Source organism: Vibrio sp. sp1 (genome assembly GCF_016920955.1).
GTDB lineage: Bacteria > Pseudomonadota > Gammaproteobacteria > Enterobacterales > Vibrionaceae > Vibrio > Vibrio alginolyticus.
In genome coordinates this window covers 2,461,806-2,488,703 of record NZ_CP060589.1, presented here as the reverse complement: position 1 = coordinate 2,488,703, position 26,898 = coordinate 2,461,806, and the positions used below count along the sequence as shown (strand labels likewise).

Sequence of the window (26,898 nt, the reverse complement as noted above, 5' to 3'; positions counted from 1 at the left end):
CGGTAGTCATGAGTAAGAAGTATGCTTTAGCGCAACAATTCCCATTCTAAAATCACTACCTTTGATAAAAGCTGATATGATAATTACCATCCATCCTATTGATTAAATTAACATTTAAACAAATCATTACAACGGTCTTTTACCAAGGTTATCGTCTAGTTATGAAAAACGCCATTCTATTATTGTCTGCCTTGACCATTAGCGTGCCAACTTTAGCTGCTCAAGAACAAGCTCATCAATCTTATTTTTATCTGGGTACTGGTAACGTTGGTTTTGATACACCGTACTTCGGCTCGGATAGAGACAATGAGTGGTCAACACCACATATCACAGTTGGCTGGGGTTACCATGTAAACCAATACCTCGCGTTTGAAGGGGTTCTGCGCTATTCACAAAATGAACTTAAGAACGATGCTCTAAAAACTGACTTAGATCTTCACTATTACCAAGCAGGTATGTCTGCTGTTGTAACAAGTGATAACTTAGGCGATACGCCGCTGTCACTGTTTGGTCGCGTAACTGCGCTTGGCACTCAAGCCGAAATGTACGTACCAAACGAACAAAAAGTCACAGATGACTCAGGCGCACTATTCAACATCGGTGCTGGTGTCCATTGGGATATGAGTACAGATATCTGGCTACGCGCAGAGTACATTTATAATGTCGCGGATATGGGTTTTGAAGATTTTTACGACAGCTACGAAGGTGTACAAATCAGCCTAGGGAAACGCTTCTAATCGAACGCTTCCGAGCTAACTTTAAACCGATAAAGAGAAGCCGAGGTTATTACCTCGGCTTTTATGTTTTAACGTTTGATTTAAGGGTGCGCTATACGGCCCTTCGTATCATGGCTAATTGCTTTTTTTAACTCTGCTTCTACATGACCTGGTGCTTGTGTTTTCGCCGAAATCAATCGGTACATTGCCGGGATAACAAACAAGGTCACCAATGTCGCAAACCCCATCCCGAAAAAGATTACCGTACCCACGGCAATACGGCTCTCATAACCCGCCCCTGTCGATACTATCAACGGAATTGCGCCAGCAAGTGTGGTAAACGCAGTCATCAAGATTGGACGTAGACGTCGCGCAGCTGCATCAATGATCGCTTTTTCAAACCCAACGCCACGATCACGTAGCTGATTGGCAAATTCTACGATCAAAATACCGTTTTTCGTCACCATACCAATCAACATGATCATGCCGATCTGGCTATAAATATTCATACCTTGGCCCATAATAACCAAACCAAGGAAGCCACCAAATACACCCATCGGCACCGTAAACATGACCACTAACGGGTTTACGAAGCTTTCAAACTGAGCCGCCAACACGAGATACGCCACTAGTAGTGCCAATGCAAACACAACAGCAACACTCGCTTGGTTCTCTTTAAAGTCTTTCGACTCCCCCGAATAACTCACCGAAATGTCACCCGGTAAGTTGTCGATGGCTTCCTGGTCTAGGTAATTCAGCGCATCTCCTAATGTATAACCTTCCGACAGGTTGGCAGTAATAGTGATGGACTTCTGTTTGTTGTAGTGAGAAAGACGAATAGAGGCCGCCACTTCTTCAATTTTTGTGACCGCATCTAACGTCACTAGCTGACCGCTATTCGTGCGCAGATAAATCTGACTTAAATCTGCAGCATTATTAAAGCTATTTTCATCACCGCGAAGATACACATCGTACTCTTCGCCACGCTCAACATAAGTCGTTTCGCTTTTACCACCGAGCATGATTTCTAGGGTGTCAGAAATGTCTTTAACACTGACTCCTAGCTCTGCGGCACGCTGTCGGTCAACTGTAACCAATAACTCAGGCGTTTTTTCCGAGTAATCTATCTCTGCTCCTTCCATCATTGGTGATTCTTCTGCTTTGTTCTTTAGCATTTCAGCCCAAACAACGAGCTCATCGTAATCAGAGCCGCCTAATACGAACTGAACTGGCTCACTCGAACCACCTTGGAAACCTGGCATAAATGGGAACACTCGAACATCTGGGATACCTGCCAATTCTTTCCGTACTTTGTTAAGGGCTTGCTGAGCCGTGATATCACGTTCGTTCCAATCTTCTAGAATCATGATCACAAAGCCTGTCTGGTCTCCTGCCTGGCCACCAAACGCTGGCGTTTGGATACTGAATGACTTCAGATAACCTTGCCCTAGTAATGGCATCAATCGGTCTTCGACAATATCCATATTGGCTGACATACGATTGTATGACGTAGCATCTGCACCGCGCACAAACGCGAATATCACACCGCGATCTTCTTGTGGGGTCAGCTGGGCCGGTACCTGATTCATCAAGAAATAGCTACCGCCCAAACAAGCTAGAATCACCAGCGGAGCAGCCCAACGTACTTTCAATGTGCCTTTCAATAATGCGCGATAGCCACTCTCAAGCTTGCTAAACAAGCGATCAACCGCTTCATTGAATCGATTTGGTTTTACATTCGCTTTCAAAATCTGACTACCTAATACAGGAGTCAGCGTCAGGGCAATCAAAGAGGAGAATATGACCGACATAGCCAGCAATACAGAAAACTCTGTAAATAGTAGACCTACCATGCCATCCATAAAGGAGATCGGTAAGAACACCATCACCAGCACTAATGTTGTTGCTATAACAGCAAAACCAACCTCTCTTGTGCCTTTATATGCGGCGAGTAATGGCGATTCACCGCGTTCAATATGGTGGAAGATATTCTCTACAACCACAATTGCGTCATCAACCACCAAACCAATCGATAATATCAACGCCATCAAGGTGATCAAGTTGATAGAAAACCCAAAGTAGTACGCGGCAATGAACGACGAAATCAGAGAAACAGGTACAGTAACCGCAGGAATTAAGGTTGCACGAACTTGGCCGATGAAAATGTACAATACCAAAATCACCAAGCCGCCCGTGATAAATAGCGTGCTGTACACCTCTTCGATTGAACGCTCGATAAACACTGTCGCGTCGTAATCTATCGCAAGACGTGTACCTTCTGGTAAGAACTTCTGGATGTTATCGACTTCAGACCTAACCAGCTTCGCTACTTCTAACGGGTTTGCGTCTGACTGTGGTACCACACCAAGACTGATGTTTACTACACCATCACTTTTGAAGGTTGAGTTTTCGTTTTCTGCACCAATGAAGACATCTGCTACATCTTTTAAATAGATAGGTGTATTGTCGCTTGCGCGTTTAATGACAAGATATTGAAAATCTTCAGGCGTGTTATAAGTACGAGCCGTACGCACGGACATTACTGTTGAGTCGTTGCGAACTTCACCACCTGGGCTTTCTAGGTTCTCACTTCGTAAAGCTGATGTAATGTCCGAAGCTGTAACTGAACGTCCAGCCATTAGTTCTGGCTTAAGCTTCACGTACATGACCTTGTACAAACCACCGGAGAGATCAATGGAGCTAACCCCAGAGATCAGGCTAAAGCGGTCCATCAATACACGTTCGGCATAATCGGTTAATTGAGTACGGTCCATCTCTGCAGAACTGAGATTGATGTAGAGCGACGCCTCTCCCGAGCCATTGTTCTTATAAACAATAGGGTCATCCGCTTCATCAGGTAGCGAGCGCTGAGCACGAGCTACGGCATCACGCACGTCGCTCACACCTGTGTTGAGATCGTAACCTAACTCAAACGTGATCGTGATACGCGACATGCTGTTACGAGTAGTGGAGCTAATTTCATCAACTCCACTGATCCCAGAAAGCTGGTCTTCCAAAACGGAGGTAATTTGGCTTTCAATAATAGTCGCAGATGCACCCTCATAACGCGTACTGATAGAAACGACTGGGCTTTCTATATCAGGCATTTCACGAACGGCTAATTTGGTGAATGACACAAAGCCAAACACACACAACAGCATGCTCAGAACTAACGCCGCGACAGGGCGTTTAACTGAAACGTCGGACAGTAACATTAGTTTTCTTCCTCATCCGATTCACTGTCATTGCGTGTCACATCCGTGGTGTTCGCTTTTAGTGGCGCGACAATTTCTTTCACTTCGACACCATCACGCATGTTAACAATGCCTTGAACCACAATCTTGTCACCAATCTCAACACCAGATTCGATCACCACCTCGTTGCCAACACGAGCACCTAGCGACACTTCTTGACGAGTAGCTTTGTTATTTTCATCAATTACATATACAAAACGTTTAGTTCCGGAGTATTCAAGTGCTTGAACAGGAATGATTGGCGCCTTAATAGCAGGAAATGCTAGTGAAGCGTTCATCAACATGCCCGGCTTCAATTGATTTTCTGGGTTATCAAACTCAATACGCACGCGAAGATTCAGTGTTTCGGCGCTGATACGCGTATCAATACCTGTGACTTGACCAGTAAAGATCTGGCTACCCCATGCACTGGTTTTAGCGATGACTTCCATACTAATAGAAAGCATCGATAAATAGCGCTCCGGTACTTGTAAATCCAGTTCCATGACGGAAAGATCATCCAACGTCAAAAGTTCAGTACCCGCACTGACCATTTTGCCGCGGCTAAAATCGATAAAACCAACAGTGCCAGAAAATGGAGCAGTAATATGGAGATCAGCTAAATTGGCTTGAGCAGCATCTAGCCTCGCTTGTGCTATTTCAACACTGGCTTTTTGTGCATCGATTTCAGTTTGAGTAATCGCATTCCGCTTAACCAAACGTTGGAACTCTTTTAACTTACGCTGTTCATCTTTTAGATACGCCTTTGCCTCAATCAAAGCGGCTTGAGCCTTATCGTCATCTAACTTAATTAATAACTGGTCTTGCTGGACATTTTGATTCGCTTTAACAGCGATTTGATTCACTTTGCCGGCGACTTCCGATGCGACAACCACAGACTCCGCTGCCTTTAATTTGCCGATAAGAGTTAAGGATTGATTGATCTCGTGCGTTTCTACTTGTTCAGTCACAACAGTAACCGCTGAGCCTCCTCGCATCGCAGCGCAAACCGATGGAGAACTCAGTAATATAGAAAGCGTTAAAACAGATAACGATAACGTGGCTTTCATGCTCATGATATTGACTTCTAAACGAATAAACTTATGTCATTAAACTGCTTACAGTTTATCAGTAGATACGGTGTTTAACGTCAAGTAGTGTAAATTCAAGTAAAAAGTGCGCTTCTCTTCTGTTCAAAGGACAAACAAAACGCTGACTTTCTACCATCTTTGCCCAAAAAGACAGCATTCAACGTAAAAACGTAAGAAAAACGCTTTACAGCCTGAGCGAGTTTGCTATGATTCGCTCCGCACTTGGGAGATGAGTTGGGAAAACATCTTACTAAGTATAAAAATCCTCTGGAGGGGTTCCCGAGTGGCCAAAGGGAGCAGACTGTAAATCTGCCGGCACTGCCTTCGATGGTTCGAATCCGTCCCCCTCCACCATATTCTTTCTTATGTTTTTTCCTTAAAACGTGAGAACAACTTGGAAGCTAGGTTGGGAAACTAACTTTTAAGTATAAAAATACCCTGGAGGGGTTCCCGAGTGGCCAAAGGGAGCAGACTGTAAATCTGCCGGCACTGCCTTCGATGGTTCGAATCCGTCCCCCTCCACCATATTCTTTCTTATGTTTTTCCTTTAAACGTGAGAACAACTTGGAAGCTAGGTTGGGAAACTAACTTTTAAGTATAAAAATACCCTGGAGGGGTTCCCGAGTGGCCAAAGGGAGCAGACTGTAAATCTGCCGGCACTGCCTTCGATGGTTCGAATCCGTCCCCCTCCACCATATTCTTTCTTATGTTTTTCCTTTAAACATGAGAACAACTTGGAAGCTAGGTTGGGAAACTAACTTTTAAGTATAAAAATACCCTGGAGGGGTTCCCGAGTGGCCAAAGGGAGCAGACTGTAAATCTGCCGGCACTGCCTTCGATGGTTCGAATCCGTCCCCCTCCACCATATTCTTTCTTATGTTTTTCCTTTAAACATGAGAAGAACTTGAAAGCTAGGTTGGGAAACTAACTTTTAAGTATAAAACACCCTGGAGGGGTTCCCGAGTGGCCAAAGGGAGCAGACTGTAAATCTGCCGGCACTGCCTTCGATGGTTCGAATCCGTCCCCCTCCACCATATTCTTTCTTATGTTTTTCCTTTAAACATGAGAAGAACTTGAACGCTAGGTTGGGAAACTAACTTTTAAGTATAAAACACCCTGGAGGGGTTCCCGAGTGGCCAAAGGGAGCAGACTGTAAATCTGCCGGCACTGCCTTCGATGGTTCGAATCCGTCCCCCTCCACCATATTGAAGAAGCCAGCTCATTGAGCTGGCTTTTTTCGTTTCAGGATCTTGATAGCATAGTCCTACTACAACGAACCTTTCACTCCTAACCGAAACTCTTCTCGATTGAATACCTATCACGGTAAATAAGTGATCAGAAATAGCGTAGGGAAAATGCTTGAGAACAAGGCGCAATTTTTTGATAAGTAGTTATTCTACAATCAAAAATTGCAACGCAGTTATCGAGTATTTTAACAAGCTAGAATGACCAGTTATTTACTACGATTGGTATAACCTATACTCAATCTCACTAAAGCAACCAACCCCATGTGAAACTCCACAAACAAAAGGCTGAGGAGCAGATCTTTACCCTACAAACAATGTACTAGCTATTTTGATTTTGTTAGTTCGTATGACCTTAATATGAATGTTCAATATAAATAGGAAAACACTTGAGGACTTACTAGAAAAAGTGGGCTCGCAAAATTACCAAACGGACTCAATTAGTGATGTTTGTATAAAAACACGTACAAGAAATATAAATGATAGATACAAAAAATCCCGCAGGGGATGCGGGATTTTTACTAGTGACTAAATTGGTTTAAAGGTGACTAGCCTTGAATACCAACGATTAACCATGGCGCATTAGGCGCAGTCAAGTCACGCTCTAGGTGCCAGATATCTTCGATTTCTTCTTCAACACCTTCTACTGTGTCACGGTAACGACCGCTAAACTGCAGACTAAGCTGTGCTTTATTTGCATCGTAATCAGCACGGACGATCTCCGCATCAACGTACATTACGTCAGTATGCTGCTCACCGTCGAGCTTCGCGCGCTCTGCTTTTAGGTCTTCAAACAAGCTTGGAGAAACATATTCTTCAATAGTTTCTAGCTGGTTGTGATTCCACGCACCTTGCAGGATTCGATAGTGTTCACGAGAACCATTAATGAACGCTGCTTGGTCAAAACCCGGTGGGTAGTTATGTGGTACGTCTGTTTGAGCGCCAAAACCACCAAAGCCACCATTATTTGTGTTTGGTTGTTGCTCAAAGTTTTGCATGTTTGGTTGCTCAAACTTAGATGCGTTGCCACCAAATGCAGGCTGTTGACGATGCTGGTTCATACTGCCCTGCTTCGCACCTAGCATACCGCGCATTAGTTTAAAGATGACAAAGGCAATCAAACCAATAATTAGGATATCCATAAACTGGATACCTTCAAAAGCACCGCCAAAGAATGCAGCAAGTAGACCACCAGCAAGAAGTCCGCCTAGCAGACCACCCATAAGGCCTTTCTTACTTGAAGACTTTGTCGTCTGATCTTTGCCGACCGTATTGGTGTTTTGTTGCTGTTGTTTCGGTGCTGGTGCAGTTTTGTAGCTCTTACCGAAAGACTTACTGCCACCAAACTTCTTCGCTTCCGCGATAGGCGTTACAGCAACAGTAAACATCAATAAAGCAACAATAGAAAATAAACGTTTCATCGTTATCCTTAAAGTTAGCTATCTAAGATAGTGCCCCATTTTCAAGACGAAACAATCGTTGTTTCAAACAGTAGCACGCCAAAGATGATTTTTAAGTCATCATACTCTGTATACCGATTGATGAAAATAGCTTATAGAAGCTGACATGTATCAGAATATTGCCAAAAATGCAGACTGCTCACACTGCTTGCAATTCAGCTGAAGGCGCTTGATCAATGTAAAAAAAGTATGGAATAAGTTCACTAATACTCCAGATTGTTTTACTTGAATTAGAATCAGTGACACAGCTCAGAATCCTACACCTTGAGGGCACTTGGACACATTGCCTTGTTGACGGTTAATAGGTAGCTGACTATCATATTGAACGATGTTCAATAAAGTAGTTTGAGAGTATGGCGCGCAGAAACGATCACACCCGAGAAGAGTTAGTGAATTTGACGTTAACAACGGTCAAAAACTTTTTAGATGAGAATTCTTACCACGAACTCAGTCTTCGTAAAATCGCTAACATGATTGGTTACGTGCCAAGCACATTGGTAAATGTTTTTGGTAATTATAATTTGTTGTTGCTTCATGTTGTCGCTCAAACTTTAGATGAGTTATCTCAAGAAGCACGCAAAGCGACTAATGACAGCAAAGACTCCCATCAAGCGCTTTTTGAACTCGCTTATTGCTACCACGATTTTGCTCAAAAACACCCATACCGTTGGCAGTTAGTGTTCGAACACAACATGAATGGAGCAGAACTTCCGGAATGGCATGCCAAACGTATCGATGGTATGACGGGAATGCTAGAGTCACTATTGGCTCAAATCGCACCACATCGTACTGAATCCGAAGTGATTCAAGCGAGTCGAGTCCTTTGGTCTGGCGTACATGGCATTACTTTACTCAGTGTTGATGATAAGTTTTTCTCTAGTGAACCGATTGATGGCAAAGAATTGATCAGTAATCTTCTTTCTAACTACCTCACGAACTGGTAACAAAGGATTATCCATGTCATCCGACAGACAGCCGTCCTTACTTACGCAGAGAAAATTCCTGCCCTATTTCATTACTCAATTTTTTGGCGCTTTCAACGACAATATTTTTAAAAACGTTTTGCTGTTGTTTGTCGCATTCGCTGGCTCCAGTGCACTGCCTATTTCGAGCAATTTGTTCATCAACCTTGCGGCAGGCTTGTTCATTCTACCGTTCTTTCTGTTCTCTGCTTCCGCTGGCGTATTAGCCGACAAATATGAAAAGTCATGGTTTATTCGTAAGGTCAAACTATTTGAAATAGCCATCATGCTGTTAGGTGCCATCGGATTCATAACCGAAAGTTATGGTGTGCTTTTATTGCTACTGTTTTTAATGGGCACACAGTCAGCATTTTTTGGCCCAGTTAAATATGCCCTTTTGCCTCAAAAGTTAAATGCTAAAGAGTTAGTGCCCGGCAACGCTCTTGTTGAAGCTGGTACCTTTATCGCCATCCTTATTGGCACCTTAGGCGCTGGGATTATAGCCTCTGCAGACAACGCAAAATACCTCGCCGCATTTTGTGTCGTGATCTTCGCATTGTTAGGCTACTTGTCGAGCCGCTCAATCCCCTTTGCTGCAGCCAGCGCGCCCAATCTCTCTTTTCGTTGGCAACCATACAAGCAAACCAAACACACGCTCTCTATCGCCAAATCCGATCGAGTTGTTTTTCAATGCATAATGGCAATAAGCTGGTTTTGGTTTTTAGGCGCCGCATATCTAACACAATTCCCGAATTTCACTAAGATTTACCTAAATGGCACCGAGAGTGCGGTGTCTTTCTTGCTCGCTCTATTTTCCATTGGTATCGCGCTAGGGTCGCTACTTTGCAATTGGATCTCAAACCATCGTATCGAAGTCGGTATTGTGCCAATTGGTGCCTTTGGCATTACGGTATTTGGGTACCTAATGGCCACTTCCATTCCCAATGATCTACCTACTTTCCATAACTTTGTAGACTTCTTTAGATATGAGCCTTTTTGGCCATTATTTTTCTACCTATTGATGATTGGCGCTTCGGGCGGTTTGTTTATCGTGCCTCTTTACGCATTAATGCAGCATCGAGCAAAGGAAACCGAACGTGCTCAAGTCATCGCAGGGCTCAACATTTTTAACTCTCTGTTTATGGTCGGCAGCGCTGTCTTAGGTATTGTGTGCCTCAGTGTAATCAAGATGACAATTCCTCAGCTGTTTGCATTGTTAGCCGTTTTAAATTTCTTAGTCGCCGCTTACATCTTTTTGCAAATTCCTATTTTTGTAGTTCGCTTTGTCATGTGGATGCTTACGCACACCATCTATCGAGTTAAGCATAAGAATCTACACAACCTACCCGAGCATGGTGGGGCATTGATTGTATGTAATCATGTAAGCTACATGGATGCATTGCTACTTAGTGCCGTATGCCCAAGGTTGATTCGTTTTGTCATGGAGGAAGATTACGCCAACCTACCTCCATTAAGGCGCTTTTTACGTCGAACTGGGGTAATTCCAATTTCAGCGAGTAACAGAAGCTCTATCAGACGTGCATTTAACGATGTGGAAGCTGCGCTAAGCGAAGGTCATATCGTCTGTATTTTCCCTGAAGGAAGATTAACTTCAGATGGTGAAATGAATGAATTCATGCGCGGTATTGATATCATTCTACGTCGTAGCCCAGTACCCGTCATACCTGTTGCACTTAAAGGCTTATGGGGAAGCTATTTCAGCCGCGCAAAAGGTCGCGCATGCTGTGGCTTACCGACTCGATTTTGGTCAAAGCTAGAAATTGAGGCAGGACAACCGGTGCCACCAAATGAAGCAACGGCAAAAACAATGTTCGATAAAGTGCATCAACTTAGAGGCGACTGGCGATAAATACACTTGAACACATGTTTAGGATAACTGAACATGTGTTCAAATCATTAAGACAAACTGACCACACCCAGTGCGATATACTCTCCCTTTCATTCACAACAGCGAATAAAAACCTTGAATAGAAACTACCTCCTGTTTGGATTGGCGTTACTTTTTTGTCTAACCCCTCTTGCCTCCTCTCCCATTGCTCTAGTTATCGGTTTTCTACTCGCAAGTTTTGGTTTTGTGCCTTCCGAGCTGCCCATCGCTTCTTTTACTAAAAAGCTGCTGTCTTACTCGATTATTGGCTTAGGCTTTGGCATCAACTTTGAGCAAGCACTTGCAGTCACATCGGATGGTATCGGCCTGATCATCGCCACTATTACAGGCACACTGATCATGGGCACTCTCATTGCCAGGGTAATTAAATTGGAGCGAGTAACCGCTTACTTAATCTCATCAGGTACTGCAATTTGTGGTGGTAGCGCAATTGCTGCTGTGGCACCGGCCATTAAAGCGAAAGACGAGCAGATTGGATTAGCACTGGCAACGGTATTTGTCCTGAACTCCATTGCACTCTTTGTGTTTCCTGTGATTGGACATGCTTTAGGGCTAGATCAACACACGTTTGGCACATGGGCTGCGATTTCCATTCATGACACATCTTCTGTTGTCGGGGCTGCCTCGGCCTATGGGGAAGAAGCACTAACGACGGCAACAACATTGAAACTCGCGCGCGCTTTATGGATCATTCCTGTTGCTTTGATCAGTGCCGTCATCTTTTCAAGAGGCCAAAAAGAGAATGGAAAGAAAAAACTAGCTATCCCTTATTTCATTTTTTGGTACTGTGCAGCTATCGCGTTTAGCGACTTATTTCCTCAATTTGAAATGGTCTATCACGGCATTTTCATTGGAGCAAAGCAAGCGTTGGTTGTATGTCTGTTCTTGATAGGTTGTAGCATTTCAATTTCAAAACTAAAGTCTGCTGGAGCTAAGCCACTGTTGTTTGGTGTGACTCTGTGGGTGTTAATTTCGACCACTTCTCTAAGTTGGTTACTGTTTTAGATATTGGTGGTCTGCTTATCGCGTTGAGGGGACGGCATTTCCCGTTTGCTATTTTTGTATATAACGACCAACGCAATAGCGATCAAAAATGCCGTTAGCTCTGCAAGAGAGCGGGCTAGCCCTTCACTACTTATCGCGATACCAATTTGTAGTGCTACTGCCGCAATTAAAACTAGCTTTGCCATCCTGAACCTTATGCATTTTCTCTCCACGAAGAAGCATAATTATGATTCAGAGTTATAAGGATACGAAATTCTCTTTATGACTAATACATAGCAAAATTGACTAATGCTGAAGTGATGACAACAGCCACTCTTTCACGGCCTTACGTGAAATTTTGATCCCACCTTCTAGTAGAGTTTCTGGCATTACATGGTATCCCACTGGCCATTTAAACTTCTCTAACTTTGATTGCAAGTGCTGGTCATACTCCGACTTGCTGCGCAATCCATTGGTCTGAATCACAGCTACTGGTCTATGACCAAACTCCGCGTCTTCGACTGGAACCACTATACTCTGCACTACACCATCAATTTGGTTCAAAGCGGCTTCAATCTCTTCACAATGGATATTCTCACCACCAGAGATAAACTGATTGTCGGCACGGCCGATTATCTTTAATTCATCACCTTGCCACTCGCCAAGATCCTTGCTGTCAAACCAGCCTTTCTCATCCAGAAATGGGGTAACATGTCCTTGATGGAAATACCCTGCCGCTAATGTCTTACCGCCAACAAAAATGCGTTGGTCAACTAATTTTATCTTACGGTGCTCCAATACATGCCCAGCATTACTGGTACTGTCAATTCTCTTTGCGGTAACGGTAGAGGCCGCCTCCGTCATCCCATAACCTAACCATGTCTCAATGCCTTGCCCTGTTGCTCGTAGTGCCAACTCGTGATCAACGTGGCTGCCGCCCAGTAGCACATGTGTCAATGACAAATGTGCATCATCATCCAATAACCGTTTGAGCTGAGTCGCAACCAAAGAAGCGTGTGATACGCCCTGAACATCATCAACAAGTTTCCCTGAACCGACTTTTAGTGTTGCTCCGACATATAGCCAACGATAGACAATCGCCAATCCAGAGACGTGATACAGCGGAAGCGATAATAGCCAAGCATCTTGCTGAGTGAAAATGAACTCCTGCAACAAGCCCTCTGCAGACGCAAGATGCTGTCGATGTGTATGAACCACAGCTTTAGGCTCCCCTGTAGAGCCAGAAGTAAATACTACTGAAGCGAGCCGGTCATGATGATAGCTATCTTCAGTCAACGAATCACTCTCTTGCTGTGATACTACAGGCGATGAAAGCAATGTTGCCTTGAGTTTTTGTATATCATGTTCAGAAAAGGTCGAAGCGCACTCCTGAGAAAACCAGATAAACCGAGTTTGATCAGGCCTGTAAAGTGTAGCAAGCTTACCCTGCAACTTATCTAGTGGTTGTTCCATGGTCAGCGCAGCGAGCGCACCTAACTGTTTGGAGGCAAGATAAAACAACAGTGTTTCTACTTGGTTCTTGCCAACCAAAGTCAGCACATCCCCCCGAGTTACACCCAAGTCATTCAAATAGTGAGTGTATTGGTCAATACGCTTCGAGAGTTGTTGCCAGTTTAATACTTCTGTTGATGTCTTGAGTGCAATAGAAAAAGGGCTCGTTTGAGCCCAATATTTCCATGGTGCCTTCGCAATATTGTCTACGCAGAATGCCACACAATCTCCTGGTCTTTTAGAGGAAGAACGGGAAGTTCACACTTAGGCCAGCCCTGCTCTAGCTGAGCTTTGAGTAAGCCAATCGTATCCAAACCTGGAACTTCATCAGGCAGCTGCCATTGGGCAAAGCGCGCTAATTGAGTTAAACCGAGACTGGATTCAATGCTCGAGCTAATCACTGCTTTCATCCCCAGTGACTTCGCTTTCTCTATCAGTGTAATACAAAAATCCACTGAACCAATGAGTGTGGGTTTGATGATGATCGTTTTCACACCAGTTAGATCTTCAAGACGGAAATCTTCACGACGAACCGCATCTTGCAATGTTTCATCCCAAGCGATAGCAATACCAGTATTAATCGCAAAAGAGAGACTATCGCCAGGAGAGCGGCACGGCTCTTCTAGAAACGTGATTCGTTGACGCAGAGACGGAGCAATGTACTTAGCGAACTGCTGCGCTTTTTCTGGTGTCCAAGCGCGATTGGCATCGAGTCGAAGCGTTAATTGAGGGATTGATTCAAGAAAAAGGTTCACAAGCATGCCATCGCGAATTGGCTCATAAAGTCCAACTTTCACCTTAGCGACTTTCTTACCTTCCATTTCGTTCAGCTTTGGAATGAGCTCATCTGGGTCGCCAGTGCATAGTGGCGCTGTTTGGTATTTACCTTGTTGTGGTAAGCCACCAGCTAATTCAAGCTGTGCCATCGATAAACCAAACGCAACCGACGGGTACATCTTGGCATAATCCACATCCAACTCTGCTACCCAACGCTCCGCCTGTTCTTGTAGCTGAACACCCGCATCTTCGGTGCTCTCTAAGCTAAAACCAGGAAGAGGAGCGACTTCTCCAAGCCCTGTTTTACCATCTTCGGAAAGCGCAACAACATAACCAACACGTTCGGTTAGCTTGTTGTCACGTAGGATGACACCACTATCCATGGGCAAGCTATAACGATAAATTTTCGCTTCACGCATAATTCAAGTCCTATGTAATGCCGTATATTTGAGCGTTCTGACGAGCAATCCCACCAGCCTCCCAGAGGGCGAGGCGCTCAGGAAAAAAGGAACAGAGGAGCTAACACGCTCCTCATTTAGACGGATTATGGGTTGCGAGGGAATTTATCGAAGTCTGGGCGACGCTTCTCGTTAAAGGCATTACGACCTTCTTGGCCTTCATCAGTCATGTAGAACATCATCGTTGCGTTACCCGCTAGCTCTTGCAGACCCGCTTGACCATCACAATCTGCGTTTAATGCAGCTTTCAGGCAGCGCAATGCCATTGGGCTGTGCTGTAGTACTTCACGACACCAACGAACGGTTTCTTTCTCTAGATCCGCTAGTGGTACAACTGTGTTTACTAGGCCCATGTCTACCGCTTCTTGAGCATTGTAGAAACGACATAGGAACCAAATTTCGCGAGCTTTCTTTTGGCCTACGATACGAGCCATATAAGATGCGCCCCAACCGCCGTCAAATGAACCCACTTTAGGGCCTGTTTGACCAAATTGAGCGTTGTCAGCTGCAATTGTTAGATCACACATCATATGCAGTACATGACCACCGCCAACAGCCCAACCAGCTACCGATGCGATCACTGGTTTTGGACAAGTACGAATATCACGTTGGAAGTCCAATACGTTTAGGTGGTGCGTACCTTGGTCATCTTTGTAGCCGCCGTAGTCGCCACGGATCTTCTGGTCACCGCCAGAACAGAATGCGTCTTCACCTAGACCTGTCAGAATGATCACGCCAACACCAGAGTCGTAACGCGCATCTGCCAACGCATCAATCATCTCTTTTACCGTTTGAGGACGAAACGCATTACGCACTTGAGGACGCGCAATGGTGATTTTCGCGATACCATCTTCAGACTTATGGTAATGAATGTCCTCGTATTTCTCGCCGCAATCTTTCCATTGAACCGGAGCGTAAAGTTCTTCTTCAGAAATGCCTACTGTTTTAGCCATGGTGATTCCCATTGTTCTCGTTACTCTCACCAAAGTGAGACTGAATTATTTGCTTGGTATGTATCGCAAACTGTTTGGGCTGCTCTTGATGGACGTTATGACCAGCGCCTTCAACTTGTCGATACGCCAACCCGCTACGTTGTGCCAGTTGGCTAAATTTTTGGTCTTTCTCACCACACAAGTAATACACTGGTATGTTCTGCTTTTGCAGTGAGGGCAACAAATATGCCTGTTTGGCTAACGATGTCGTCATCAACATATTCGCCACCGCTGAGCCAAGATTATCACTTCGCTTCGCAATGAATGTTTGTCTTTGCTCATGGTTTAGTGAAGAAAACACCGCTTGTTGGTACCAATCGTTCAAAACACGTTCAAGTGGTTCAGTTTTGAAACGCATTGCCCAGCGAGCATCATTCTCTAATCTCACCTGTTTCTCTGACTCAGTTTGAAGCCCGAAGTTTCCCCCTTCAATAATCGCGCCTGCAATATTGAGATCTGGAAAGCATTGATGGGCAATACCATGCATCGCAATGCGGCCGCCCATAGAGTAACCAATCAAAATAAGTGGTTGTTGTGAGGGAAATAATAAAGATAGTGTGGAACCAAGAAGTTTGCAGCAATCATTCAGATCGCTGCAAGAAATAGATTGGCTATGCCCATGACCAGGGAGGTCAACCGTAACACGTTCATATTCGGGTAATGCATTTAAACACGCGAGCCAATCGGCACCGCTACCGAGTAAGCCATGCAAAAACACCAAAGTGGGCAACGTTCTACTTTGGTGTTTTTCTAATACAGGGAAACGTTCAAAGTAAAGCATTCAGACTCTTATTAAATGCCTTGAGTGTCTCAGCAGCTTGGTTAGATGGGGTTTGAACCTCGACCAGCAACGTTCCTTGGCCGTGACATAAATGCTCTTTTACAGATGATTGGAATTGCTCCAGTGTAGAAACATGCAAATACGCCAAACCAAACTGCTTTGCCGCGTGTTCAAACTGATAACCATGAGGCATTTGATAATATGTCGTTCTGCGCTCTGGTGGTACTGGCAACATATCAAAAATCGCACCGCCGTCATTATTAGTAACAACAAGTATCGCCGGCAGTTTATTGTGAGAAAATAGCGCCAGAGAATTGAGATCATAAAGTGCTGCTGTGTCACCGATATACATTAGTAACGGATTACCTCTTGCCCGTTGCACGCCTGATGCCGCAGCAAACAAACCGTCAATCCCTGACGCGCCTCGATTAGTGAAAACCTCTACACCATCCAATTTTCCGTACATATCAACAAGCCGAACAAACAAGCTATTACCCAAGAAAACATCTACGTTTTTTGTGCGCTCGTTGATGTCTGCTGCCAACGCAATTTCGTCAATGGCAGACGCTGAATCAGATAGGAAGGCTTCTGCGATACGTTGATGAACTCGCTTAACGTCATTCGCTAACCTATCAGCCCACCCAGCAAATATTGACTTCTCAAAACTAATGCGAGAAACCCACGTTTTAGGAGGCTCAACCCAGTGCATTTGCGCCAGATGATTTTGGTTATTCCGGTCCATACAAGGTGAGACATACCAATACTGAACGTCTTTACTTTGTTGATTTTTCGATACTTGTTTATCAATCCATTGGTTCAAACGTTTGGAGATGATTCGGCTACCAAATTGGATAATAAGTTCACAAGATTCAAGCTCGTTTGCGAACTCGGGAAGTTGAAGCCATACATCGTAATACGCCCAATCCGAACTGAGACCACTTTGCGGGTCTGCAAGTACTGGCCATCCCATCTTTTGTGCAAATGCCTGCGCCGACTTCGCTTGTTCAAGCGGTAAGCTGCCAATCACAACCAAGCCTTTTTTGTCCGAAAAAGGCGGGATGTTTGCCTGTGACAAATGGCTAAAACGCTGAGTATAAGTGCCGCTTCCTTTTCGCCATCCGGCGACCGAATCTAAGTAGGTTTGATAATCCGATTTTGCGCCGTTGGAATACAAAGGCTCTGGAAATGCACAATTAATATGAACGGCACTACCCTGCAATTGCTGAGTAAACATCACTTCGTCAACAGAGGTCAGCAACCAGTTAAGCGACGTTGCTAAATTTGGGCTTGGTAAATTCAAACTGGCCGAAACATGATGTGAAAAAATACCCAATTGATTTATCGCTTGGTTTGCACCACAGCCGACAAGTTCTACTGGACGATCTGCTGTCAGCAGCACCAGTTTTTCACCAGTAAGTTTGGCTTCGGCAACCGACGGTAATAAGTTCGCCACTGCCGTACCAGAGGTAACGATAATTGCCACGGGTTCCTGAGTAGCTTTCGCTAAACCAAGAGCCATAAAGCCCAATCCACGCTCATCAAAATGAGTATGAATGGAAAAGTCGGACTGTTCTGCCGCTTCTAAAGTTAAAGGCGTAGAACGAGATCCGGGAGCGATACAAACATGCTTAACGCCAAATCGCTGAAGCTCAATCAATATGGTTTCTGACCAAACTCGATTGAGCACCGCTTGGTCATGACTCATGATGCGACTCCCAATGGCGGATGATCAGAAATCAGCGTAAGTAACGTCGACATTTTCTTATCAAGTTCTGCCCACTCATGTTCTGCAATGGAGCCTGGAACAATCCCTGCGCCCGCAAACAGTTGTACTTGCTCACCGAGCACAAGCGCACTTCTGATTGCGACACAAAACTCTGCTCGTTCATGGCTTATGTAACCCATTGACCCCGCGTACCAGCCGCGTGCAAACGGCTCATTATCCAATATAAATTGCATCGACTCTTGTCGGGGTAAGCCAGCAACCGCCGCTGTTGGTTGAAGCGCCGATAACAACTGAACACCATTTATCCCCGCTCTTAGACTAGCGTGAATATTTCGCTTAAGGTGCTGCACTTTTCGTAGTCTGACCAAACTCGGTTCAGCTTCCACTTCAACCACTTCAGAATGTGGTGATAGACGGTCAATGATGTCGTCCACCACATACTGGTTTTCGTTGAGGTTCTTTTGGTCTTGGGATAACCAATTCGCCAACTCCATATCTTGAGTGGCATTGTCTCCCCGACCAATCGTACCTGCTAACGCTTCGGTATGTAGCTCATGCCCTACGCGAGAATACAAACGTTCTGGCGTAGACCCCATAAAACTGTGCTTACTGTCTAAGCTCAGCATGAAATGGAAGCTATGATGGTTATTTAAGTAACTTGCTTTAAGTAGCTGTGCAGCACTTAATGTGTTATCAAGCTGCACGGTAGAGCGACGCGCTAAAACCACTTTCTTAAAATCATCATTCTCTATACCAGTCAGAACCTTATGAACTAACTCATTCCATTGAGGCTGACTTGGCGTGTGAACAATAGAGCGGATGTGAGACGAAATTGGAGCTAAGGTCGCGACCTCACAAACCAGTTTATTCAACCCAGCTAGAGTTCGCGCTTTGTCTTCTGAAATATTAACTGCGAGAGACCACTGTTGGTCAAAACGAATTAACTCAATTTGAGGCAAAAAGAAAAAAGAGGGCATACAGCGACGATTCTTCTCATGCTGTCCATCAAAAGAGCGCCCGCCCCAGACTCTTTGCCCTTCACCTAGAATGGTATAAGCAGGACCTGGCTCAACAAAAGCGTGCAATTGCCCTAGTGCAACGACCTCTTCACGTGTATCGCGGGACTGCCAATAAAACTTAGGGAAAAGTGGTTGCGCATCAAGCCAATCAATAAATGAGAAATTAGGTTTCTCGCTAAGGGGCTCGACCAGACGTGTTTGATTGCCTTCCGATTGCTGAACTCGCTCGATAATTCTCTTTACGGCTTGATGGAACTGTGACAAATCAACCTCGTTGTATGTGAGGATAAATGGTAACTGACGGCTACTCTAAGTTTAGACCCAAAGCAAATCAAGGTCGTATGCGATCTTTTGCAAAATCCTGTGATAGCAAGCGAGCAAAACTTAACCAGCAGACAGATTATTTACAGATATATATTCTAATAAAAAACAAATTATTGTATTTTAATAAAGAAATTAACGAATTTTTAGGAATTAAACAATGCAAAATATCGGGATGTCGTCAAAACTCGACAATGTCTGCTACGACATTAGGGGTCCTGTACTCAAACATGCTAAGCGCATGGAGGAAGAAGGGCATAAAATCCTAAAGCTAAACATTGGTAACCCTGCCCCATTTGGTTTTGACGCCCCTGATGAGATTTTAGTCGACGTGATTCGTAATCTGCCGACTTCTCAAGGCTATTGTGATTCCAAAGGCATTTACTCTGCTCGTAAAGCTGTGGTCCAACACTATCAGCGTAAAGGTATACGCTCGCTAGATGTCGAAGATGTGTATGTAGGTAACGGCGTGTCTGAGTTGATCGTAATGGCTATGCAAGCGCTATTAAACAATGGCGACGAAATGCTGATCCCAGCACCAGACTATCCGTTATGGACAGCTTCAGTTGCACTATCTGGTGGTAAGCCGGTTCATTATCTATGTGATGAAGAAACTGACTGGTACCCAGACCTTGAAGACATCAAAAAGAAAATCACACCAAAGACACGTGGCATTGTTCTGATCAACCCGAACAACCCGACAGGTGCGGTATACAGCCGTGACTTCCTACTTGAAGTGATTGAGATAGCACGCCAGCACAAACTGATCATTTTCGCAGATGAGATCTACGACAAAGTGTTGTACGACGGTGCAACACATACCTCAGTCGCCACACTCACTGAAGACGTGCTAGTCATGACATTCAATGGCCTTTCAAAAGCCTACCGTGTTTGTGGTTTCCGTGGTGGCTGGATGTTCCTAACGGGGCCTAAACATCTGGCTCAAGGGTACGTGAATGGCTTGGAGCTGCTTTCATCGATGCGTTTATGTGCAAACGTACCAATGCAACATGCCATTCAAACCGCGTTAGGTGGATACCAGAGTATCAATGAACTGATTTTACCAGGCGGACGCTTATTAGAGCAGCGCAACCGAGCGTATGAACTGATCAATCAGATTCCTGGTGTTTCTTGTGTCAAACCTAAGGGTGCGATGTACCTCTTCCCGAAAATCGACACTAAAATGTACAACATCAAGAACGATCAGCAGATGGTTTTAGATTTCTTAAAACAAGAGAAGGTCTTACTGGTGCAAGGTTCCGGTTTTAACTGGCCAAAACCAGACCACTTCCGCATCGTGACACTACCGCACGTTGAAGATCTAGAAATCGCCATTGGACGTTTTGAAAGATTCCTATCAACCTACAGCCAGTAATGAATCACTGGTAGTAATTAGTGCTGATCTCTCATATGCTTAGAGGAACTCCTAGTGAGTTCCTTTTTTACACCAGAAACGGAGAAAGCCATGAAAGAAAGCCATTTTTTCGCCCACCTGGCTCGAATGAAGCTGATCCAACGCTGGCCTTTAATGCGGTCCGTCTCACCAGAAAACGTTTCAGAGCATAGCTTACAAGTTGCTTTTGTCGCTCATGCCCTTGCCCTAATTAAAAACAAAAAGTTCGGCGGCAACCTTAATCCAGAACGCATCGCTATTCTTGCCATGTACCATGATTCCAGTGAAGTATTAACGGGTGATCTTCCAACTCCAGTGAAGTATTACAACCCTGAAATTGCCAAAGAATATAAGAAGATAGAATCGGCAGCGGAACAAAAATTACTCTCAATGTTACCGGAAGAGTTCCACGATGATTTTGCCCCCTATCTTCTTTCTCACTCTGCACACGAAGAGGACGCAAAAATCGTTAAGCAAGCCGATTCCATCTGTGCCTATTTAAAATGTCTTGAAGAACTGAGCGCCGGCAACCATGAGTTCGCTCTGGCAAAAAAACGCTTAGACGTCACTTTGCAAGAACGCAGAACGCCTGAAATGGATTACTTTCTCAATACCTTTGCCCCAAGTTTCGAATTATCGTTAGATGAAATCAGTTAGCTTACGGAGATAATCGTGTCGTTTGAATTACACCCGCAATGGCAAGAGCGCCATGATGATGAGCATAAAATCCGTCGAGACGACCATCGGAGCCCGTACCAACGAGACCGAGCGCGTATTCTTCACTCGGCTGCATTTCGACGCCTACAAGCAAAAACCCAAGTACACGGCAATAGCTTGGAAGACTTTCACCGCAGTCGGTTAACACACTCCTTAGAAGCGTCGCAACTAGGGACCGGTATCGTCGCCCAGTTAAAGAAAAAACAGCCAGAGTTCCGCGATCTATTACCATCAGACAGCTTAATTGATTCATTATGTTTGGCTCACGACATCGGGCATCCTCCATACGGTCATGGGGGAGAAGTCGCTCTAAACTACGTAATGCGCGAACATGGCGGCTTCGAGGGGAACGCCCAAACCTTTCGTATCGTCACTAAGTTAGAGCCTTATACTGAGCATTTCGGAATGAATTTATCACGCCGCACACTGCTTGGTTTGATTAAGTACCCTGCCCTCATTAGTCAAACACGCTCCGTCAAGTTGCCTCAACCAGCCGAGCATCAACGTAAACTAAAAGCAAAAGATTGGAGCCCAGCTAAAGGCATTTATGATTGTGATAAAGACTTATTTGATTGGGTAATTGCACCGCTTTCTGACAACGACAAGGCATTGCTTAGTCTGATGCGTTCAACGCCAGAATCGGAGTTTGAGCACAGTAAAACGCGTTTTAAATCACTCGATTGCTCAATCATGGAGCTAGCAGATGATATCGCCTACGGTGTTCATGATTTAGAAGATGCAATCGTACTTGGTATGGTGACACGTCAGCAATGGCAAGAAGGCGCAGCAAGTCAATTAGCGGACTGTGGCGACTCGTGGTTTGAAGCTCATATCGATTCCATCGGACAGATGCTATTTAGCGGTAAGCACCATGAGCGGAAAGATGCTATCGGTGGTATGGTTAACGCGCTACTGACCAGCATTTCAATCAAAACGGTGGATGAGCCGTTTAATAACCCGTTACTGTCTTGGAATGCGTGTTTAGAACCACAGATGGCACGTGCACTTGACGTACTCAAGCACTTTGTCAGCACCTTCGTTATCCAAGTCCCGCAGGTCCAGATCGTTGAGTATAAGGGTCAGCAAATTATTATGGATATTTTTGAAGCGTTAACAGCAGACCCAGAGCGATTACTACCCGTTCATACAAGAGATCTGTGGTGTCAGGCGAAGAGCGAGAGCAATAAAATGAGGGTCATCGCCGATTATATTTCTGCAATGACCGATGGTCACGCGCAAAAGCTACACCGCCAACTTTTCTCTTCCATCGTTCTTTAGTAACACTCAACCTTTCAAGTAATTCTTTTCAAAAACGCCCGGAGGCATCTGGGCGATTTGGAATTCGATCATCTTTTCAAACGCACGCATCAGCGGTGTAAAGTCTCCCTCGGGTTCAAGCAAGCGAAGCGAATGATAACCAGCCTCGACTGTCGATAAGCTATTCTCAGAGGGCGCCTTACGAATGGTGTAGTGCCCTTGTAGTTGCTTAGGCAACTGCACGGTTGGGAGTGGATGTAAGTTGCTTGAGAGTTGCCACATTTTGTACGCTTTTTTCCACGTACCATCGAGCAAAATCAAACGTATTTTCTTAGATACACTATGACTCGCTTGAGTCATTTCAGAAATGCATCGTGACTCTTCTGATGGGTAAAGAACAAAATGTTGATATGACTCATCCGCTAATAAGTGATTTAAGGCATCATCACAAGAAAAGTCCTCTCCTATCAAACAAATACAGTTATCTAAACTCAAATTGAGAATCCGTGCCGTACCAAGCGGACGATGTTCTTCACTCGTGTGCTGAAGAATGATAAGTTCTACCTCGCTTGCCAGCGGTACAATCCATTGGCAAATACACGCTTTTTGCGATTTTCCACAACGAGAACAATAACGAGACATAGAGTGAACCTTTATACCTTGCTGAGTATTATCAGCGTGATCTGTTTGATACTTCAATTTGAACCAATGGCAAGCCTAACCGAGTGGCACAGCTACAATATACGCCATGGTGAATGGTGGCGAATCGTAACAGGAAATCTCACACATACCAACTTTGCGCACTTAGGAATGAACCTCGCCGGATTGTGGATCATTACTTTTATTTTTCGCCCAAGCACTCGTAACTTCCTTATCGTTTTTTCAATCTTATGTGCATGTGTTGGTGCGCTGAATTTGTTTACCAACATGTCGGTATACGTGGGTTTATCCGGCGTATTACACGGATTGTTTGGATTTTGGGCGCTCAGAGAAGTCTTTGAAAGCAGAAGAAGCAGTGTGTTGTTAGTTGGAGGACTAATCGCCAAAGTAGCATGGGAGCAGGTCTATGGCCCATCCAGCAGTACTGCTGAGCTTATCGGTGCAAACGTTGCTATTGATGCTCATATGTTTGGCGCACTCGGTGGGTTAGTGATGGCTTTACTGGAAAAAGGCCTTCGCCGTCGTTTATTCGGATAAAAAATCCCGAACCACGAAAGAGGGGCTGGTTCGGGAAAGCAGTAATAGGGAAACAGATATTGTTCTGAATTCAGACTCAATATCTGCGATACATCAAGCTACAGTAAAATGCGGTCTTCGTTTTTCTTAACTGTCGCTTCACCAATGCCTTTTACGCTCTTCAAATCTGCTGCCGTTTTAAAAGGGCCATGCTCCTCGCGGTAGTCCACTATACTCTGCGCTTTCTTCTCACCTATACCTTTCAACATGGTCGCAATTTCTTCAGCAGTGGCCGTGTTGATATTTACAGTAATTTCAATTCCTTCATATTTGTCAGTGGCTGAATCCGCAGCCATGCTAAAAGGTGCAAAAACAAATAAGCACAATGTCAAAATCCATTTCATATTGAACATACAATCTCCAAAATAGTAGGCTAAAAACAGTCGTCGAGAGCGAGTCACTATCAAGTTTGCAATGGAAAGCAATATGGTTATGCATTTAACAAACTGAGATGACCCGGAATTCACAACGGCCGCTATCACTTAAACGCGCACTAATTTAAGTAATGCCTATTGATGATTGAAGTTCATAAAGACAAAAATAAAACGGACCGCTTATGCGGTCCGTTTTATTCAACATACAAATTACACTAATTGTGCTTAGTTGCTCACAACAAAGTACTCAATGTCAGTATTTGCACGCAGTACGGCTAGTACAGATGATAAGTCTTGCTGAGAAGATGCACGCTGCATTTGCATCGCAACTTGATCTTCTAACTCACTATCTAGCTCTGCGTTTACAGCATCAAGCTCGATGATAATGATGTTACCTTCAAGATCTTTAGACTGACCGTATACTGGTTTACCATCGACTGGTTTTGCCATCGCGAATACCGTTGTTGCCAACGGAGAACGACGATCTACTGTCTCTTGTTCACCAAAGGCAAGATTGTTTTCAGCAAGCACGTTCGTCTTACCTTCTTTCAATGCCGCAACGACTTGTGTTCCAAGCTCCATCGCTTCTTGCTCACCTTTAACACGAGATAGCTCTGCAACAACCTGATCTTTCACTTCTTCTAGTGGAAGAACTGTCTCGTCACGCGCATCTTCAACACGAACAACGATAATATGCTCAGGCGCAACTTCGATAGCTTCAGAGTTTAGGCCATCTTCTTTAACTTCAGGGCTTAGGATAGCTTGCATTACCGCAGGGCTACGAAGCACTTCAGGTGCATCAACCTGAGAAATAAAGTCCGTTGTCTTCACTTCTTGGTTAACCGCTTGAGAAGCATCATACAATGAGTCTGGGTATTCAAACGCTACGCGCTCAAGCTCATTTTGCAACTCGTAGAATTGATCGATCGCTTGTTGGTCGACCATCTCTTGTTTGATTTCAGCAGCGACTTCTTCAAATGGCTTCGCCACAGAATCTTTTAGCTCTTCAAGCTTGATAATGTGATAGCCAAAGTCCGACTTTACTAGACCCGACGTATCGCCAGGATTCTTCAGTGCGAATGCCGCTTCTTCAAAAGCAGGGTCCATCACATCACGCTCAATCCAACCTAGGTCACCACCGTTTTCAGCGCTGCCAAAATCGTCAGATTTCTCTTGAGCAAGCGTCGCAAAATCTGCACCCGCGTTTAGCTCATCTAGGATAGCTTGCGCTTTTGCTTCATCGTCCCCTTCTACAAGAATGTGAGCGACACGTCGTTGCTCTTCTGAAGAGTATTTGTTTAAGTGCTCGTCGTAGTACTTTTTCACCTCAGCATCAGAAACATTAACTTGTTCCTTTAGCGCTTCAGCTGACAGTTCGATGTAAGAGACTTTAACCTGCTCTGGGCGTGTAAAGTTGTCTGGGTTTGCTTTGTAGTACTCTTGAATTTCTTCGTCGGTCAATTCAATATTTTTCGCAAACTCCGCTAAGTCGATCTGAATCGTGCGAATATCACGAGTTTGAGTGAACAGCTTGCCTTCTGCTTGTACTTCACCCGGCAGAATAAATTCACTGTTTTGTAGCGCATTCAGCAGTTGCTCACGAACCAATTCACGACGCATGTACTCAGCAAAAGAGTCTGGCGAAAAGCCTGCACGACGCAAAGAAGCTTGATAGATCTCTTGATCAAACTGACCATTAGATTGGAACTGAGGCATGTCTAGAATCATGCTACGCACTTGAGTGTCGCTGATTCGCAGACCCAAAGCTTCAGCTTGTTGGTCAAGCAACACGTCATTGATCATTCGATCTAAAACGGATTTGCGGAAAGATTCAACATATGCAGGGTCAGCCAGCATTTGAGAGAAGTAGTCACCCAACTGAGCTTGCATACGGTTACGCTCATTTTGGTATGCCATCTCGAACTCACCACGAGGAATCTCAGTGTTACCGACTTTCGCTGCAGAGTTGTTGCTACCACCAACGATGTAGCTACCTACACCTGCAAATACGAAAGACAGGATGATAAGTCCAAGGATAATTTTGACCGCGATGCTATTCACGCCTTCGCGTAGTCGATCCATCATAATTTAACTGCTCTCCACAATTGAAGCCTACTGCTTCTATCTAATAGAAATAATGGCGCAATAATATCAGAAAAAGAAATGCGCATCAGTATGATGCGCATAATTTAAGAAAGTTCGGCTCGAAGTTTGTAAATTTTTGTTCGAAACTTATTGTTTGAGCAAAAGTTAAGCAAATGGCCGGTTACAGAAATAACGCCGTGATTAGTTACAAGCGTCTTTCAGTGCTTTACCAGCTTTGAAAGCTGGTACTTTTGCTTCTGCGATTTGGATTTCTTCACCAGTTTTTGGGTTACGACCAGTACGTGCAGCACGAGTACGAACGCTGAATGTACCAAAGCCAACTAGAGCGACTTGATCACCAGATTGAAGAGTTCCGCTTACTGCTTCGATGAATGCATCTAGAGCACGACCCGCTGACGCTTTAGAAATATCTGCATTTTCTGCGATTTGTTCTACTAACTGAGTTTTATTCACTGTAATTTCCCCTTTGTGTCATCTGTGATTATTTTTGTGATGACTTTCGTTCCATTGTTAAGAAAATATGCTCCACCCCTTATTCATCAAGGGCTAGCAGCTATCGAAACTAACTTAGCGCCCAAAAAAAACGCTGACAAGCCTTTTTGGGCTTATCAGCGTAAACTTTTACTTATT

22 protein-coding genes and 6 tRNA genes are annotated in these 26,898 nt (G+C 44.5%); 14 read left to right on the top strand and 14 right to left on the bottom strand.

The genetic code is table 11. The features are described 5' to 3' along the window. Positions 1 to 161: 161 nt before the first annotated feature. Complete coding sequence (locus H9L11_RS11730) at positions 162 to 737, top strand: porin family protein (protein WP_137281816.1); 576 nt, start codon at positions 162 to 164, stop codon at positions 735 to 737. An 80-nt stretch (positions 738 to 817) separates the two neighbouring features. Here H9L11_RS11730 and vmeF read toward each other — a convergent pair whose 3' ends face one another. Together vmeF and H9L11_RS11720 are read right to left on the bottom strand one after the other, a co-directional pair. Further along, positions 818 to 3,931, bottom strand: coding sequence for a multidrug efflux RND transporter permease subunit VmeF (gene vmeF / locus H9L11_RS11725; RefSeq protein WP_205390768.1), 3,114 nt, complete (start codon positions 3,929 to 3,931; stop codon positions 818 to 820). Further along, the gene (locus H9L11_RS11720; protein WP_054576346.1) at positions 3,931 to 5,025 is read right to left on the bottom strand and encodes an efflux RND transporter periplasmic adaptor subunit; all 1,095 of its coding nucleotides are present in this window, start codon (positions 5,023 to 5,025) and stop codon (positions 3,931 to 3,933) included. The genes vmeF and H9L11_RS11720 overlap by 1 nt, the downstream gene beginning before the upstream one ends. A 284-nt stretch (positions 5,026 to 5,309) precedes the next feature. Here H9L11_RS11720 and H9L11_RS11715 point away from each other — a divergent pair. From H9L11_RS11715 to H9L11_RS11690, 6 genes are all read left to right on the top strand, one after another. Then, positions 5,310 to 5,394, top strand: a tRNA-Tyr gene (locus H9L11_RS11715). Positions 5,395 to 5,480: 86 nt separating this feature from the next. After that, positions 5,481 to 5,565, top strand: a tRNA-Tyr gene (locus H9L11_RS11710). 85 nt (positions 5,566 to 5,650) lie between these two features. Then, positions 5,651 to 5,735 (top strand) — tRNA-Tyr (locus H9L11_RS11705). An 85-nt stretch (positions 5,736 to 5,820) separates the two neighbouring features. Then, a tRNA-Tyr gene (locus H9L11_RS11700) sits at positions 5,821 to 5,905 on the top strand. 84 nt (positions 5,906 to 5,989) lie between these two features. Further along, positions 5,990 to 6,074: transfer RNA gene (locus tag H9L11_RS11695), tRNA-Tyr, on the top strand. A gap of 84 nt (positions 6,075 to 6,158) precedes the next feature. Further along, positions 6,159 to 6,243 (top strand) — tRNA-Tyr (locus tag H9L11_RS11690). Between the two features lie 589 nt (positions 6,244 to 6,832). Here the strand turns inward: H9L11_RS11690 and H9L11_RS11685 are convergent. Continuing rightward, positions 6,833 to 7,705: a Tim44 domain-containing protein gene (locus H9L11_RS11685; RefSeq protein ID WP_005384268.1), complete on the bottom strand. Its 873-nt coding sequence runs from the start codon at positions 7,703 to 7,705 to the stop codon at positions 6,833 to 6,835. Positions 7,706 to 8,097: 392 nt separating this feature from the next. Here H9L11_RS11685 and H9L11_RS11680 point away from each other — a divergent pair, with 392 nt between their 5' ends. The 3 genes from H9L11_RS11680 to H9L11_RS11670 all read left to right on the top strand — a co-directional run bounded on the left by H9L11_RS11680 (position 8,098) and on the right by H9L11_RS11670 (position 11,620). Continuing rightward, positions 8,098 to 8,688 carry a TetR-like C-terminal domain-containing protein gene (locus H9L11_RS11680; RefSeq protein WP_005382308.1) on the top strand — a complete coding sequence of 197 codons (591 nt, stop codon included), beginning with the start codon at positions 8,098 to 8,100 and terminating at the stop codon, positions 8,686 to 8,688. A 13-nt stretch (positions 8,689 to 8,701) separates the two neighbouring features. After that, positions 8,702 to 10,576 carry an MFS transporter gene (locus H9L11_RS11675; protein ID WP_033906874.1) on the top strand — a complete coding sequence of 625 codons (1,875 nt, stop codon included), beginning with the start codon at positions 8,702 to 8,704 and terminating at the stop codon, positions 10,574 to 10,576. A 114-nt stretch (positions 10,577 to 10,690) separates the two neighbouring features. Further along, positions 10,691 to 11,620, top strand: coding sequence for a putative sulfate exporter family transporter (locus tag H9L11_RS11670; RefSeq protein WP_114139466.1), 930 nt, complete (start codon positions 10,691 to 10,693; stop codon positions 11,618 to 11,620). On the opposite strand, the gene H9L11_RS11665 is transcribed toward H9L11_RS11670, so the two are convergent. The 7 genes from H9L11_RS11665 to H9L11_RS11635 all read right to left on the bottom strand — a co-directional run bounded on the left by H9L11_RS11665 (position 11,617) and on the right by H9L11_RS11635 (position 19,128). Then, entirely contained in the window at positions 11,617 to 11,805 is a 189-nt protein-coding gene (locus tag H9L11_RS11665; RefSeq protein ID WP_005382314.1) for a hypothetical protein, read from the bottom strand. The two genes, H9L11_RS11670 and H9L11_RS11665, sit on opposite strands and share 4 nt — an antisense overlap. Before the next feature lie 100 nt (positions 11,806 to 11,905). Next, positions 11,906 to 13,333, bottom strand: coding sequence for an o-succinylbenzoate--CoA ligase (menE, locus tag H9L11_RS11660; RefSeq protein WP_033906877.1), 1,428 nt, complete (start codon positions 13,331 to 13,333; stop codon positions 11,906 to 11,908). Then, positions 13,318 to 14,307, bottom strand: coding sequence for an o-succinylbenzoate synthase (gene menC, locus H9L11_RS11655; protein ID WP_033906878.1), 990 nt, complete (start codon positions 14,305 to 14,307; stop codon positions 13,318 to 13,320). The genes menE and menC overlap by 16 nt, the downstream gene beginning before the upstream one ends. A gap of 125 nt (positions 14,308 to 14,432) precedes the next feature. After that, positions 14,433 to 15,299 carry a 1,4-dihydroxy-2-naphthoyl-CoA synthase gene (gene menB / locus H9L11_RS11650; protein ID WP_005382318.1) on the bottom strand — a complete coding sequence of 289 codons (867 nt, stop codon included), beginning with the start codon at positions 15,297 to 15,299 and terminating at the stop codon, positions 14,433 to 14,435. Then, positions 15,292 to 16,119, bottom strand: coding sequence for a 2-succinyl-6-hydroxy-2,4-cyclohexadiene-1-carboxylate synthase (gene menH, locus H9L11_RS11645; protein WP_005382319.1), 828 nt, complete (start codon positions 16,117 to 16,119; stop codon positions 15,292 to 15,294). The genes menB and menH overlap by 8 nt, the downstream gene beginning before the upstream one ends. Then, complete coding sequence (menD, locus tag H9L11_RS11640) at positions 16,106 to 17,824, bottom strand: 2-succinyl-5-enolpyruvyl-6-hydroxy-3-cyclohexene-1-carboxylic-acid synthase (protein ID WP_064376285.1); 1,719 nt, start codon at positions 17,822 to 17,824, stop codon at positions 16,106 to 16,108. Before menD ends, menH begins: the two co-directional genes overlap by 14 nt. Beyond that, positions 17,821 to 19,128: an isochorismate synthase gene (locus tag H9L11_RS11635; protein WP_005382321.1), complete on the bottom strand. Its 1,308-nt coding sequence runs from the start codon at positions 19,126 to 19,128 to the stop codon at positions 17,821 to 17,823. The genes menD and H9L11_RS11635 overlap by 4 nt, the downstream gene beginning before the upstream one ends. A gap of 217 nt (positions 19,129 to 19,345) precedes the next feature. On the opposite strand from H9L11_RS11635, the gene H9L11_RS11630 reads away from it, so the two are divergent. The 3 genes from H9L11_RS11630 to H9L11_RS11620 all read left to right on the top strand — a co-directional run bounded on the left by H9L11_RS11630 (position 19,346) and on the right by H9L11_RS11620 (position 22,573). After that, the gene (locus H9L11_RS11630) at positions 19,346 to 20,560 is read left to right on the top strand and encodes a pyridoxal phosphate-dependent aminotransferase (protein ID WP_005382322.1); all 1,215 of its coding nucleotides are present in this window, start codon (positions 19,346 to 19,348) and stop codon (positions 20,558 to 20,560) included. 90 nt (positions 20,561 to 20,650) lie between these two features. Continuing rightward, complete coding sequence (yfbR, locus tag H9L11_RS11625) at positions 20,651 to 21,235, top strand: 5'-deoxynucleotidase (RefSeq protein ID WP_017634778.1); 585 nt, start codon at positions 20,651 to 20,653, stop codon at positions 21,233 to 21,235. 15 nt (positions 21,236 to 21,250) lie between these two features. After that, complete coding sequence (locus H9L11_RS11620; protein WP_033906882.1) at positions 21,251 to 22,573, top strand: anti-phage deoxyguanosine triphosphatase; 1,323 nt, start codon at positions 21,251 to 21,253, stop codon at positions 22,571 to 22,573. 6 nt (positions 22,574 to 22,579) lie between these two features. Here the strand turns inward: H9L11_RS11620 and H9L11_RS11615 are convergent, their stop codons facing one another. Continuing rightward, positions 22,580 to 23,194: a DTW domain-containing protein gene (locus H9L11_RS11615; protein WP_033906883.1), complete on the bottom strand. Its 615-nt coding sequence runs from the start codon at positions 23,192 to 23,194 to the stop codon at positions 22,580 to 22,582. A 3-nt stretch (positions 23,195 to 23,197) separates the two neighbouring features. Between H9L11_RS11615 and rrtA the strand changes: the two genes are divergently transcribed. After that, positions 23,198 to 23,749, top strand: coding sequence for a rhombosortase (gene rrtA, locus H9L11_RS11610; RefSeq protein ID WP_005382331.1), 552 nt, complete (start codon positions 23,198 to 23,200; stop codon positions 23,747 to 23,749). 98 nt (positions 23,750 to 23,847) lie between these two features. Here the strand turns inward: rrtA and H9L11_RS11605 are convergent, their stop codons facing one another. The 3 genes from H9L11_RS11605 to H9L11_RS11595 form a co-directional block, all read right to left on the bottom strand. Next, the gene (locus H9L11_RS11605; protein WP_031777211.1) at positions 23,848 to 24,132 is read right to left on the bottom strand and encodes a helix-hairpin-helix domain-containing protein; all 285 of its coding nucleotides are present in this window, start codon (positions 24,130 to 24,132) and stop codon (positions 23,848 to 23,850) included. 255 nt (positions 24,133 to 24,387) lie between these two features. Further along, positions 24,388 to 26,247, bottom strand: a complete 1,860-nt coding sequence (gene ppiD, locus H9L11_RS11600; RefSeq protein ID WP_005382334.1) for a peptidylprolyl isomerase — start codon at positions 26,245 to 26,247, stop codon at positions 24,388 to 24,390. Between the two features lie 201 nt (positions 26,248 to 26,448). Further along, complete coding sequence (locus tag H9L11_RS11595; RefSeq protein ID WP_005382341.1) at positions 26,449 to 26,721, bottom strand: HU family DNA-binding protein; 273 nt, start codon at positions 26,719 to 26,721, stop codon at positions 26,449 to 26,451. Positions 26,722 to 26,898 lie beyond the last annotated feature (177 nt).

Bases quoted from the DNA above. Each gene is read 5' to 3' on its own strand.
- H9L11_RS11730 (WP_137281816.1), top strand. From the start codon at position 162: ATGAAAAACGCCATTCTATTATTGTCTGCCTTGACCATTAGCGTGCCA.
- vmeF (WP_205390768.1), bottom strand. From the start codon at position 3,931: ATGTTACTGTCCGACGTTTCAGTTAAACGCCCTGTCGCGGCGTTAGTT.
- H9L11_RS11720 (WP_054576346.1), bottom strand. From the start codon at position 5,025: ATGAGCATGAAAGCCACGTTATCGTTATCTGTTTTAACGCTTTCTATA.
- H9L11_RS11685 (WP_005384268.1), bottom strand. From the start codon at position 7,705: ATGAAACGTTTATTTTCTATTGTTGCTTTATTGATGTTTACTGTTGCT.
- H9L11_RS11680 (WP_005382308.1), top strand. From the start codon at position 8,098: ATGGCGCGCAGAAACGATCACACCCGAGAAGAGTTAGTGAATTTGACG.
- H9L11_RS11675 (WP_033906874.1), top strand. From the start codon at position 8,702: ATGTCATCCGACAGACAGCCGTCCTTACTTACGCAGAGAAAATTCCTG.
- H9L11_RS11665 (WP_005382314.1), bottom strand. From the start codon at position 11,805: ATGGCAAAGCTAGTTTTAATTGCGGCAGTAGCACTACAAATTGGTATC.
- menC (WP_033906878.1), bottom strand. From the start codon at position 14,307: ATGCGTGAAGCGAAAATTTATCGTTATAGCTTGCCCATGGATAGTGGT.
- menB (WP_005382318.1), bottom strand. From the start codon at position 15,299: ATGGCTAAAACAGTAGGCATTTCTGAAGAAGAACTTTACGCTCCGGTT.
- menH (WP_005382319.1), bottom strand. From the start codon at position 16,119: ATGCTTTACTTTGAACGTTTCCCTGTATTAGAAAAACACCAAAGTAGA.
- menD (WP_064376285.1), bottom strand. From the start codon at position 17,824: ATGAGTCATGACCAAGCGGTGCTCAATCGAGTTTGGTCAGAAACCATA.
- H9L11_RS11630 (WP_005382322.1), top strand. From the start codon at position 19,346: ATGCAAAATATCGGGATGTCGTCAAAACTCGACAATGTCTGCTACGAC.
- yfbR (WP_017634778.1), top strand. From the start codon at position 20,651: ATGAAAGAAAGCCATTTTTTCGCCCACCTGGCTCGAATGAAGCTGATC.
- H9L11_RS11615 (WP_033906883.1), bottom strand. From the start codon at position 23,194: ATGTCTCGTTATTGTTCTCGTTGTGGAAAATCGCAAAAAGCGTGTATT.
- H9L11_RS11605 (WP_031777211.1), bottom strand. From the start codon at position 24,132: ATGAAATGGATTTTGACATTGTGCTTATTTGTTTTTGCACCTTTTAGC.
- ppiD (WP_005382334.1), bottom strand. From the start codon at position 26,247: ATGATGGATCGACTACGCGAAGGCGTGAATAGCATCGCGGTCAAAATT.